The following is a 13,321-nucleotide window of genomic DNA, read 5'->3' as shown; positions in this document are numbered from 1 at the left end:
CTTCAATAACATCCGCGGATGATAAGCTGTTGTTCCACCGCCTTTGTATTGGTTGATCAGCCCGCTGATATCCAGCGAATCAACAACAAGGTTAACCACCCTTACAAGATCATGTTCTTCGATTAACTCATCAAGCGAAGGAGGTAATAATAGAATTTGTTGAGGTTGGTAGCTTTTGAATTGTGCTGAACTTTGTATCTTAGCCATATAGTAAATTTCTTTCGCACTTAAATTTACTAAACAGCCGCTGCTTTTTCAAGCAACGGCTGTACTTTCTTATACCCTTTTTAGTCAGCCCCTGGTAAAAGCATTTTAAAGGTAAAAATTTATCTTATTCAGTCAGATGACAACATCTGACTGCACGAAGAATTCTACATCAATTAAATCTATTATCACGGTATTGTTTTGGTGAAATACCCATAATGCTCGAAAAAAGGCGGCTAAAATAATAAGGGTCGCTGATGCCTATTTTTAGTGCAATTTCGTTAATTCGCAGATTGGTAAAAAGCAAATACTGTGTAGTTTTCTGAATTTTAAGCTGGTTAAAGTAATCGATGGGCGAGGTTCCTGTTTTCTTTTTAAATATAGCCGATAAATATGATGGCGATAGGTAAACAGCCAAAGCCATTTCTTTTAGGGTAAGTGTTTTTTCGATGTTGTTTCGCATAAAATCTATAACCTCTTCCACCTTATCGGGTTCCATAATTTTATCATTAACAAGATGTTTATCGGTATAAACAACTTCGGCAATGTACTGGTGGAAACATAAATTGGCATAAATAATATTCTCTTTACTAAAACCCCTTTCAAGGCGGTTATAAATGGTAGTAAAAATGGTGTTTCGTTCTTCACTAAATCCGGCATATCCCTTATAATTCTGTAATTGTGCTACTAAGGCATCAGCACCGCTACCCGAAAAATGGAACCAATAAATTGTCCATGGTAAAGTGGGATCGGCTTGATAAATATGCAGTGTTTTTTTTGGGATGATGATGAAATTTCCAGCTTCGATATGATATACAGTACCCTGAAATTCTGCGGTTCCCATTCCCTCTACGCAATAAATTAAAATGTGTTGTTCTGCACCATTATTCCTTTTTATATAGTGGTGCAGTGCCTTACGGTAATAGCCAATGTCGGTAATGAACATATTGCTGATGATTCCGTTCTCCATACATTGTTTTAAAAGTACATTCTTTGGAATGATGATGGATTTTAGTAAATCAAAACTGTTTTTCGGTTTAACCAGAGGTTTCTCCATGTTTAATGCTTAATAAAAAGTAATATAATCCATTTTTTGAGCAAGTTAATACATTTTTATGTTTTATATTTTTCTTGATCTTTGGTTTAAAGGAAACGATAAATAGCCTATTAGTCTAACGATCATCTTTATTATAATTTTGATTATTGTTTAGCTTAGTTTAACTTTGTATACAAATACAAAACTGCTAGCAATTAGTTTAAGTTTATTTTTAACCAAATGTTATTGAACAAGAAAATTCTATTTGCCTCTGGCTTTGTGCTGGTTGTAATCGCCTTAATTGCCTTTTCGCTTTTTTCTTCGGAGAAACAGATTGATTTTAACGCACAGGTTAAACCTATTTTGAATAAAAAGTGTATTTCGTGCCATGGGGGTGTTAAGCAGCAGGGCGGCTTTAGTGTATTGTTTCGAGAAGAAGCCCTGGCGAACACCAAAAGTGGTAAACCAGCCATTATTCCTGGCAACCCCGAAGATAGCGAGTTTATTAAACGCCTAAAATCTAACGATCCGGAAGAAAGGATGCCGTATAAACATCCCGCTTTAAATAATGATGAAATTGATATGCTTAGCGCTTGGATAAAACAAGGTGCAAAATGGGGGGACCATTGGGCTTATGTAAGTGTAAAACCAACAGAAGTACCAGATGTAGATAACAGTTGGGTACGCAACGATCTGGATAAATTTATTTTTGCAAAACTAGAAGAAAATAAACTTGAGCCGTCTAAAACTGCTGATAAGGCTACCTTATTAAGGAGAGTAAGTTTAGATTTGATTGGTACTTATCCTTCAGACAAACTGGCCAAATTTTATTTAAACAGTAAAGATGAGCAGGCGGCTTACAATGTGCTGGTTGATAGTTTGCTGGCTTCGCCTAAATTTGGCGAACGCTGGGCATCGATGTGGCTGGATATAGCACGTTATGCCGATACTAAAGGTTACGAGAGCGATCCTAATCGAAACATCTGGAGCTATCGCGACTGGGTGATTAAAGCCTTTAACCGTGATATACCTTATGATCAGTTTATTACCGATCAGATTGCTGGTGATTTATTTCCAAATCCAACCGATGCACAATATATTGCTACCGCTTTTAGCAGAAATACCCCAACCAATGATGAGGGGGGAACCAATAATGAAGAGTTTAGAACGGCGGCGGTTTTAGACCGTGTAAACGCCACCTGGGAAGGATTAATGAGTACAACTTTTTCTTGCGTACAATGCCATAGCCACCCATACGATCCCTTTAAACATGATGAATATTATAAATTCATGTCGTATTTTAACAATACAAGAGATGAAGACGTTTCAGCAGAGTATCCTTTGCTTAAAGATTTTAATGATAGCCTTAAAAACGAGCTCGATCATTTAACCAGCTGGGTTAAAACTGTTACGGGTAAAGAAAGAGCTGCTGAAGTTGATTTATTCTTGAAAACCGGCCAGCCTGCAATAAACTCTACTACAGCCGATGAATTGGTGAATTCGGTAATCGGTAATAATAATATTGCGCTATATTTTAAAAATAGCTCATCTGCACGGTTAAAATCGGTCGATCTTAACCATGTTGATCAGTTGATTTTGCGCTACAACTGCAGTAAACCGAATGGTACAATGAGCTTACATTTAGGTTCGCCAAATGGCCCTCTTCTAAAATCGTGGAAACTGGCTCAAACTAAAGGTTATGAAAATGTAGAAATAGATTTTGCTAAACAAAGTGGGGTAAAAGATGTGTATTTAAAGTATACCAATCCTTCAGTAAAAAATCCTGACGAATTTATGGTGTACTTCGATTGGTTTTATTTTACCAAACAGTTTCCTGGAAAGGGCAAACCTGAGTATTTGGCCAACAAAAAAAGATTTACCGATTTAATGAATGCACAGGTACCCACAACGCCAATTATGGTCGAGAATCCATTGAGCATGCAGCGCAAAAACTATGTGTTTGAGCGTGGTGCGTGGACTTCGAAGGGCAAAGAAGTTAAAGTTGGTGTGCCTAATTCTTTGGCTTTTGCTATGCCTAAAAATGCACCCAATAACAGAATGGGTTTAGCCATGTGGCTTGCCGATAAAAGAAATCCGCTCGTATCGAGAACAATGGTGAACAGATTGTGGGAGCAGTTGTATGGAGCAGGTTTGGTAGAAACCTTAGAAGATATGGGCACCCAGGGAATGGCCCCAACCCACCAGGAACTATTAGATTTTATGGCTTATCAGTTTATGTATAAATACAACTGGAGCGTTAAAAAAATGTTGAAGGAACTGGTGATGATGGCTACTTACAGACAAGATAGTAAGGTAACGGAAGAACTGAAAGAAAAAGATCTGTTTAATAAATTTTACGCCAGGGGTTCCCGGATCAGGTTAAGTGCCGAGCAAATAAGAGATCAAAGCCTTGCTGTTTGTGGGGTATTAAGTAATAAAATGTACGGACCGCCGGTAATGCCTTGGCAGCCTGAAGGAATCTGGTTTTCGCCTTATAGTGGTGCTAAATGGGTGTTAAGTGGTGGAGAAGAACAATACCGCAGGGGAATTTATACCTATTGGAAAAGAACAGCCCCGTATCCATCAGCTATTGCCTTTGATGGTGCATCGAGAGTGGTTTGCAGTCCGCGCCGTATCCGTACCAATACCCCTTTACAAGCCCTGGTAACCTTAAACGATAGTGTTTATATCGATTTAGCCAGAAAACTGGCGGTACGTATGGGAAAAGTGGGCGGAAGTACCAGCAAATCTAAAATTGCAAAGGGTTATGAATTGATCTTATACAAAACGATCCCTCAAAATAGATTAAAAGTATTTGAAGACCTGTATGCCAAAGCCTTTGGCGAGTTTAGAAAAAATTCGGCTAGTGTATCGGCATTTATGGGTGATAAGCAAAAGAAATTTAAGCCAGAAGATGCGGCAATGGTACTCGTTGCCAATGCAATGCTTAATCTGGATGAAGTGGTTACCAAAAATTGATTTGATCGGTTATGACAAGAGACGAATTAAATGCACATAGGTTAATTAAAGAAGCACATGAAGCAAATGCACACCTGCACTCACGACGCCATTTTTTAAAAGAAAGTGCGATGGGTTTGGGTGCTTTGGCAATGGGTTCGTTATTGGGTAGCTGTGGTAATCTTTTTTCGAGTCCACAAACCAAGATCGCTTACGATCCTGCGCATCCATTATTACCAAAATCTCCACCACTTGTAGGTAAGGCCCGAAGTGTAATTTATTTGCACATGGCAGGCGCTCCATCTCAGTTAGAATTGTTTGATTTTAAACCAGAGCTAATGAAAATGGACGGACAGGATTGCCCTCCATCATTACTCGCAGGTAAAAAATTTGCTTTTATAACTGGAGTACCTAAAATGTTAGGGCCACAGGCCAATTTTGCCAAATATGGCCAGTCGGGTACCTTGGTGAGTGATAATTTACCGCACTTTTCTACCATGGTAGATGAGGTAAGCTTTTTAAAAGCTGTAAAAACAGATCAATTTAACCATGCTCCAGCGCAACTGTTGGTGCATACGGGTTCGCCGCGATTGGGTAGGCCAAGTATGGGAAGCTGGGTAACCTATGGTTTAGGATCAGAAAACCAAAATTTGCCCGGATATGTAGTACTTACCAGTGGAGGAAGTTTCCCTGATGCGGGAAAAAGTGTTTGGGGAAGTGGTTTTTTACCATCTGTTTATCAAGGTGTACAATGCCGAAGCGAAGGAGACCCCGTATTGTTTATAAAAGATCCGGATGGCATGAACCGCGATTTGAGAAAAGCCTCTATCGAAGCCATTAATAAAGCCAACGAGCAACAATATCAAGAGTATAACGATCCCGAAATTTTATCGCGGATAGCACAATATGAAATGGCTTACCGCATGCAGATTTCGGCACCTGAAGTAATGAATATTAACGATGAGCCAGCCTACATACACGAAATGTATGGCACACAACCTGGTAAAGCTTGTTTTGCCAATAATGTACTGCTTGCCCGTAAATTGGTAGAAAAAGGCGTACGCTATATCCAGTTGTTCGATTGGGGCTGGGATGCACACGGAGATAACCCGAACAACTCGTTAAACATTGGATTAAAAAATAAATGCAGAAGTATTGACAGGCCAATTACAGCTTTACTGCTTGATTTAAAACAACGCGGTTTATTAGAAGAAACTTTAGTAGTTTGGGGAGGAGAATTTGGACGTACGCCAATGATGGAAAACAGAAATGGCATACAAAATCCATTTAAAGGTAGAGATCACCATACAGAAGCATTTACCATATGGATGGCAGGCGGTGGTGTGAAAAAAGGATTTACACACGGAGAAACAGATGAAATTGGTTACAGTGCTGTAAGTGGAAAAGTGGATGCTTTCGATATTCAAGCTACTATTTTAAACCAGTTGGGCTTTGATCATGAACAATTTACTTATCCTTTCCAAGGACGGCCGTTTAGGCTAACAGATGTGGCAGGTAAGGTGATTACGGAAATTGTGGCATAACAGGTAGATTAATAACCAAGAAACAATAATCAATTACCGATAAACCATTCACTCATTCAATAATTCACTCATTCAATTATATGAACCAAACCAGAAGAAAATTTTTACAAAATACAGCTGTTGTAACGGCAGCTTCAATTTTAGCCCCTATCCAAAACATGAGTGCCAACGAACTTAAAAATATAAAAGCAAAAGTGGGCTACGAATTATTATTTATGCAAACCGATTGGGGTTTTGGGGGTACAAGAGATGAATTTTGTGCAGCAGCAAAAAAAGAAGGATATGAAGGTATTGAAGTATGGTGGCCAGGTGAAGATAAAGCGATAAAAGAACTTTTTGATGCGGTTAAGAAATATAAATTAGAAATTGGGTTTTTATGCGCCGGATCGCAAGCCAATATAACTGAGCATTTAACTTCTTTCAAAAAAAGTTTAGATGCCATTTGTGCCAATACTTATCAAAAACCAGTTTACATCAATTGCCATTCGGGAAAAGATTATTTCACTTATGAAGAAAACAAACAGATTATCGATTACGCAACAGCAAAAAGCAAATCGTCGGGCATCCCGATTTATCACGAAACGCACCGTAGCCGCATGATGTTTGCAGCGCATGTTGCCAAAAATTTTGCTGTGAAAAATCCAGAATTGAGGTTTACTTTAGATATTTCGCATTGGTGCAATGTGCACGAAAGTTTATTATCTGATCAGAAACAAACCATCGATTTTATTTTAGAAAAAGCAGAACATATCCACTCGCGGGTTGGGCACCCAGAAGGACCACAGGTAAACGATCCAAGGGCACCAGAATGGGCAAAAGTGGTAGAAGCACACTTGGCCTGGTGGGACAAAATTATAGCTAGGAAAAAGAAAAACGGCGAACGCATGACCATTCTTACCGAATTTGGCCCGGCTGATTATATGCCTACCTTGCCTTATACACGCCAACCCGTTGCCGATCAATGGGCAATAAATGTTTACATGATGAATTTATTAAGAAAGAGATATCAATAAGATGTTAGAATTTTTTGGCCGCTTTCACCCGGTTTTTGTTCACCTTCCTATAGGGATTTTGTTACTTGGCTGTATTTGTATTCTCTTATCATTTGCCGCAAAATTTATCAATCTAAAACCAGCTATTCCTATTATGCTGCTCTTGGGTGCGTTAAGTGCTGTAGTATCTTGCATTACTGGTTATTTGTTAGCCAATGGCGGCGATTATGATGGGAAGCTGGTGAGCAATCATCAATGGATGGGCATTAGTGTTGCTGTATTGTCTTTTATATTGTGGGTCATTTACCAAAAGGTTAAATCGAATGCAATATTGGGCACAATTGCTGTGGTTCTTATCGTGCTCATTTCGATTACGGGCCATCTGGGAGGTTCTTTAACCCACGGTTCTGATTATTTAACTGCGCCGTTAAAAGCAGGCAGTACAAAAGGCGGCGCAGCCATTCCACCAATTCCCAATGTTCAGGAAGCCTTTGTTTACCAAAATGCCATCCAGCCACTCTTTCAAAATAGGTGTTATAGTTGCCATGGCAGCGAAAAGCAGAAAGGTAAGCTGAGACTGGACCAGGAAGAATATATTTTAAAAGGTGGAGAAGATGGGCACACCATTGTTAAGGGTAAAGCCGACGATAGTGAGCTGATGAAGCGAATTTTATTGCCATTGAATGATGAAGACCATATGGCGCCTAAAGAAAAGCCTCAACTCACCACCAACGAGATTGCCTTGTTAAAATGGTGGATTGATAATGGTGCCGATTTTAAAAAGAAATTTAAAGATCTCCCTCAGCCAGAAAATATTAAAACAATTTTAGCCAGCCTGCAAAAAGGCGAAAGCGGGGCCGAGCAAATCAAAGCCAGTGATATTCCAAGCAAAGAGGTTTCGGCAGTTGATAATAAAGTATTGAAAAAGTTTACTGATGCAGGGATTACCGTATTTCCTGTTGCCCAGAATACCAACTATCTTTCGGCGAATTTTATCAATGCCCAATCGATGGGGAAAGATGTTTTGGATTTGATAAAATCAGTCGAAAAACAGCTCCTTTGGCTTAAGTTAGAAAACAATAAAGTAAACGATCAAACCTTAACTGCAATAAAGGATTGCAAGAACCTAACGAGGTTAAACCTAAATAATACCCAAATTACAGATGCAGGTTTAGCATCGCTGAAAGATTTGGATCAACTACAATCATTAAGTTTGGTCGGGACAAAAATTACTGCAAAAGGGATTAATCAATTAAAGAAACTCAAAAATTTAAAATTTCTGTATGTATATCAAACCGGTATAGGTAAAGCAGATTTAGCCAGTATAAAAAAACTATTGCCTAAAGTAAGTTTAGATACCGGAAATTACACTGTGCCCAAACTTGCCCAAGATACTACGATAGTTAAAGCGCCGTAGTTGCTCGCTTAATGAATTAAATGTGCAGTCGGATGTTACCATCTGACAGACATCGCAGAATTATCGCAAATATTAACCAATTTAAATGTAGACAAAAAGTCTTTTCTATTCCTTGTTAATGATTTGTTAATATTAAACTTGCAACTTATGGCAATTAATTGATAACGAATGATTAAGGCAAGTGATTTTGGTCAGAATTTTTTGTGGGGTGTGGCTACCGCTGCGGCTCAAATAGAAGGTACAGCCACCCAATATGGTAAAGGCCCTTCCATTTGGGATACCTTTACCGCAAAAAATGGTAAAATAAAAAAGAACCATAAACTAGATCCAGCCTGCGATTTTTATCACCGATATGCCGAAGATGTCGCTTTGGTTAAACTGCTCGGCTTTAAAGTTTTTAGATTTTCTATTGCCTGGTCGCGGATTTTACCTGCTGGCAGGGGAGAGATTAACCAGGAGGGTATCCGTTTTTACCACAATCTTATTGATGAGTGTTTAACCCATGGAATTACGCCCTACGTAACACTTTATCATTGGGATTTGCCGCAAGCTTTAGAAGATGAGGGCGGCTGGACAAGCTTTAGCATTAACGCTGCTTTTAATGCTTTTGTGAGCATTTGTGCTTTAGAATATGGCGATAAGGTAAAAAACTGGATTGTTTTGAATGAGCCTTTCGGTTATACTTCTTTGGGGTATATGCTTGGCGTTCATGCCCCAGGGAAAACAGGATTAGGTAATTTCTTTTCAGCGGTGTTACATACTGCACTGGCCCAGGCGGATGGGGGCAAGATTTTACGCGCGGAAATTAGCAAGGCTAATATCGGTACTACTTTTTCTTGCTCGGAAGTAATTCCAAGTACCCAAAGTGATAGTGATATTCTTGCTGCAAAGCGGGTTGATTGCCTAATGAACCGTCTTTTTGTAGAACCGACACAGGGAATGGGTTTTCCGACTGCTAACTGGGATGTGTTAGAGAAATTTCAGATCGAATATGGTACCTGGCGACTTCATGAACGAATGAAATTCGATTTTGACTTTATTGGTCTTCAAAATTATTTTCCACTGGTAGTTAAATATAATGCCTTTATTCCGGTTATTCAGGCTTGGGAAGTAAAAGCCAAAAGTAGAAAAAAGCCCCATACCGCAATGGGCTGGGAGGTAAATGCAGATAGTTTTTATAATATCGTTAAACAATTCGCCGCTTACCCAAATATCAAAAATATCCTGATCACAGAGAATGGCGCTGCTTATCATGATAAATTGATCAATGGCAAGGTAGAAGACCCTGAGCGGATTGAATATTTTAAACTTTATTTAAATGCACTGCTAAAACTCAAAAAGGATGGCATAAATGTAACTGGTTATATGGCCTGGACATTAATGGATAATTTTGAATGGGCAGAGGGCTTTACGGCAAGGTTTGGACTGATCTATAACGATTTTAAAACGCAGGAACGCACCATTAAAGATTCTGGATATTGGTGGAAAGAATTCCTAAATAATTAGTTGTTAGGAAGGTATTTTATCTGTCATTAATTAAACAAATTCTTATGTTTGGATGATGAATGATAGAACAGTAGTTTACAGCACCTATTACAATCCGATGGAGGCCAATATTATTAAAGCTAAATTGGAAGATAGTGAGTTTGCATGTTTCCTGGCGGATGAAAATGTTGCAACACTAAATCCACTTTACAATCAGGCCATTGGTGGGGTAAAACTTATTGTTTTTGAAAGAGATGTGGAAGCTATCAATGCTTTATTGGCTGAAGATCATAGCTTGGCTTTTGAATCAAACGAAATCATTGAAAAAGATGAATCTGGAGATGATAAAACGGTTTGCGAAAAATGTGGATCTAAAAATGTGGGTTATGGAATGGCTACTGATAAAAAATATAGTATTTGGGCAACTATACTTGCCTTTTTAACCCTAACTACACCCATTAAGGCCAATAAATGTCATCACTGCTACGATTGCGGTTATGAGTTTGAATGATTAGAACAGTCTTAAGTAAACTAAACCCGATATACGCGAATGCTGGTTTCTTCAACCAGCAGCAGCATTAGCGGGGCTAACCCAAACCTAAGAACTACTGCAACTGCTTTCCAAAAAATAAGGCAATTATTTATTATCTCATTTGAAGCGCTGGGCCAGTAAGGCTATTAAGGTTTGTTCCCATGCTTCGCTGTATCCTTACGCTGCGCTTCAGGGATGCCGCTGCGCCTGGGGCTAGAAGAGTTCATTGTCTGCAAGGAAGGCAAAGTCTTCCCTCATAGTGTTCCAGCAACCCATTATTTATAAAGTACTTTTTAGGTGAAATTGTCCCTGTCTCTGCCATCTAAACCCGATATACGCGAATGCTGGTTTCTTCAACCAGCAGCATTAGCGGGGCTAACCCAAACCTAAGAACTGCTGCAACTGCTTTCCAAAAAATAAGGCAATTATTTATTATCTCATTTGAAGCGCTGGGCCAGTAAGGCTATTAAGGTTTGTTCCCATGCTTCGCTGTATCCTTACGCTGCGCTTCAGGGATGCCGCTGCGCCTGGGGCTAGAGAGTTCATTTTCTGCAAGGAAGGCAAAGTCTTCCCTCATAGTGTTCAAGCAACCCATTATTGGTAAAGTACTTTTAGGTGAAATTGTCCCTGTCTCTGCCATCTAAACCCGATATACGCGGATGCTGGTTTCTTCAAACAGCAGCAGCATTAGCGGGACCAACCCCAACCCAAGAACTGCTGCAACTGCTTTCCAAAAAAAAGAAAGAAATCTTAAAACTATCTGGTAACAAAAAATCCCGCCCTGATTTAACAGAACGGGATTGATATTTTAGACTCTAGACTTAGGACTAAAGACTCTGGACTATTAAAGTGCAGCTTTAGCAGCAGCGTCTCTTCTGATGATATTTAGTGCACCACCAGCAACAAACCACTCAATTTGTTGAGCATTGTAACTGTGGTTAACCAAGAACTGCTCTTCAGTACCATCTGCATGGTGTAAAACCAATGTTAATGGTTGGTCTGGCGTAAATTCTGTTAAGCCCAAGATATCGATGGTATCGTCTTCTAATATTTTATCGTAATCATCTTTATCTGCAAAGGTTAAACCTAACATACCTTGTTTCTTCAGGTTAGTTTCGTGGATACGGGCAAAAGATTTTACCAATACAGCACGAACACCTAAGTGACGAGGTTCCATAGCTGCGTGCTCACGAGATGAACCTTCGCCATAGTTTTCATCACCAACAACGATAGATCCTAAACCAGCCGCTTTATAATCGCGTTGAGTTGCAGGAACAGGACCGTATTCGCCAGTTAATTCATTTTTAACAGTATCAGTTTTGTCGTTGAAGTAGTTAACTGCACCAATAAGCATGTTGTTAGAAATGTTATCTAAGTGACCACGGAATTTTAACCATGGACCAGCCATCGAGATATGATCTGTTGTACATTTACCTTTGGCTTTGATTAAAAGTTTCAAACCTTTTAAATCTGTACCTTCCCAAGGGGTAAATGGATCTAATAATTGTAAACGGTGCGATGTTGGAGAAACCAAAACCTCAACTTTTGAACCATCAGCCGCTGGGGCCTGGAAACCGGCATCTTCTACTGCGAATCCTTTTGTTGGTAATTCATCACCTGTAGGTGGATCTAATTTAACCTGTTCGCCTTTATCGTTTGTTAACGTATCGGTTAATGGATTGAAACCTAAATTACCTGAAATTGCAATTGCGGCAACCATTTCTGGCGAAGCTACGAAGGCAAAAGTATTCGGGTTACCATCGGCGCGTTTAGCAAAGTTTCTGTTAAACGAATGTACGATTGTATTTTTTTCTGCTTTTTCTGCACCGGTACGGTCCCACATCCCGATACATGGTCCGCAGGCGTTAGTGAAGATTGTTGCATCTAAATCTTCGAAAGTTTTTAAGAAACCATCGCGATCTGCAGTGTAACGTACCTGCTCAGATCCTGGATTGATACCAAAAGCCGATTTAGTAACTAAACCTTTTGCAATAGCCTGGTTAGCGATAGAAGCTGCTCTTGATAAATCCTCGTATGAAGAGTTGGTACAAGAACCGATTAAGCCCCATTCTACTTTTAAAGGCCAGCCATTTTTCTCTGCCTCAACTTTCATCTGAGAAACCGGAGTAGCTAAATCTGGTGTAAAAGGACCATTTAAATAAGGCTCTAATTCATCAAGATTAATTTCAATAACCTGATCGAAATAATTTTCCGGATCTGCATAAACTTCATCATCACCAGTTAAATATTCCTTTATTTTGTTTGCTTCATCAGCAACTTCACTTCTACCGGTAGCGCGTAAATAACGCTCCATGCTTTCATCGTAACCGAAAGTTGAAGTAGTAGCGCCAATTTCGGCACCCATATTACAAATGGTACCTTTACCAGTGCAGCTTAAGTTAACCGCGCCATCGCCAAAATATTCTACAATTGCACCTGTACCACCTTTTACAGTAAGAATACCAGCAACTTTAAGAATTACATCTTTAGCAGCAGTCCAGCCATTTAATTTTCCTGTTAATTTTACGCCGATTAATTTAGGGAATTTAAGCTCCCAAGGTAAACCTGCCATTACATCACAGGCATCAGCACCACCAACACCAATAGCAACCATACCCAAACCACCTGCATTTACAGTGTGTGAGTCGGTTCCGATCATCATTCCGCCTGGGAAAGCATAATTTTCTAAAACTACCTGGTGAATAATACCTGCACCTGGTTTCCAGAAACCGATACCATATTTGTTCGATACTGAAGATAAGAAATCAAAAACTTCAGCACTTTCTGTTTTAGCATGAGGTAAATCTATTGCAGCACCTTCTTTAGCCGTAATTAAGTGATCACAATGAACTGTAGAAGGAACAGCCACTTGTGGACGTCCAGCCTGCATAAACTGCAATAAAGCCATTTGCGCAGTGGCATCCTGCATCGCAACGCGATCTGGTGCAAAATCTACATAATCAGCACCACGTTTAAATGCCGTTTTAGGATCTCCATCCCAAAGGTGTGCATACAATATTTTTTCAGATAATGTTAAAGGTCTACCAACTACTTTACGTGCCGCCTCAACGCGGCTGCCAAAGTTTGCGTAAACCTTTTTGATCATTTCTATATCAAAAGCCATACTTTATTTTTTAATAATTATTGTCAATA

At 39.4% G+C, this 13,321-nt stretch carries 8 protein-coding genes and 1 pseudogene; 6 read left to right on the top strand and 3 right to left on the bottom strand.

The window, feature by feature from the left end:
- Positions 1–207 (bottom strand): annotated as a pseudogene (locus EZ456_RS20785) (IS1182-like element ISMsp1 family transposase); the annotation flags it as partial.
- Between the two features lie 169 nt (positions 208–376).
- Entirely contained in the window at positions 377–1,261 is an 885-nt protein-coding gene (locus EZ456_RS20780) for an AraC family transcriptional regulator (protein WP_131533463.1), read from the bottom strand.
- A gap of 219 nt (positions 1,262–1,480) precedes the next feature.
- Here EZ456_RS20780 and EZ456_RS20775 point away from each other — a divergent pair, with 219 nt between their 5' ends.
- The 6 genes from EZ456_RS20775 to EZ456_RS20750 all read left to right on the top strand — a co-directional run bounded on the left by EZ456_RS20775 (position 1,481) and on the right by EZ456_RS20750 (position 10,147).
- Positions 1,481–4,219, top strand: coding sequence for a DUF1553 domain-containing protein (locus EZ456_RS20775; protein ID WP_131533461.1), 2,739 nt, complete (start codon positions 1,481–1,483; stop codon positions 4,217–4,219).
- Between the two features lie 11 nt (positions 4,220–4,230).
- Entirely contained in the window at positions 4,231–5,742 is a 1,512-nt protein-coding gene (locus EZ456_RS20770; RefSeq protein ID WP_131533459.1) for a DUF1501 domain-containing protein, read from the top strand.
- 80 nt (positions 5,743–5,822) lie between these two features.
- Positions 5,823–6,755 (top strand): sugar phosphate isomerase/epimerase family protein, encoded by a 933-nt coding sequence (locus EZ456_RS20765; protein WP_205945143.1) that lies wholly within the window; start codon positions 5,823–5,825, stop codon positions 6,753–6,755.
- A gap of 1 nt (position 6,756) precedes the next feature.
- The gene (locus EZ456_RS20760; RefSeq protein WP_131533457.1) at positions 6,757–8,151 is read left to right on the top strand and encodes a c-type cytochrome domain-containing protein; all 1,395 of its coding nucleotides are present in this window, start codon (positions 6,757–6,759) and stop codon (positions 8,149–8,151) included.
- Between the two features lie 168 nt (positions 8,152–8,319).
- A complete protein-coding gene (locus tag EZ456_RS20755) occupies positions 8,320–9,657 on the top strand; it encodes a GH1 family beta-glucosidase (RefSeq protein WP_131533454.1) in 1,338 nt (445 codons plus the stop codon).
- 55 nt (positions 9,658–9,712) lie between these two features.
- Positions 9,713–10,147, top strand: coding sequence for a putative signal transducing protein (locus tag EZ456_RS20750; protein WP_131533472.1), 435 nt, complete (start codon positions 9,713–9,715; stop codon positions 10,145–10,147).
- An 865-nt stretch (positions 10,148–11,012) separates the two neighbouring features.
- Here EZ456_RS20750 and EZ456_RS20745 read toward each other — a convergent pair.
- Positions 11,013–13,292 (bottom strand): aconitate hydratase, encoded by a 2,280-nt coding sequence (locus EZ456_RS20745; protein WP_131533452.1) that lies wholly within the window; start codon positions 13,290–13,292, stop codon positions 11,013–11,015.
- Positions 13,293–13,321: the final 29 nt, after the last annotated feature.

It is taken from the genome of Pedobacter psychrodurus (genome assembly GCF_004331735.1).
Lineage (GTDB): Bacteria > Bacteroidota > Bacteroidia > Sphingobacteriales > Sphingobacteriaceae > Pedobacter > Pedobacter psychrodurus.
Note: the sequence above shows the minus strand (reverse complement) of the source record. Positions and strands in the feature narration are given on the sequence as shown.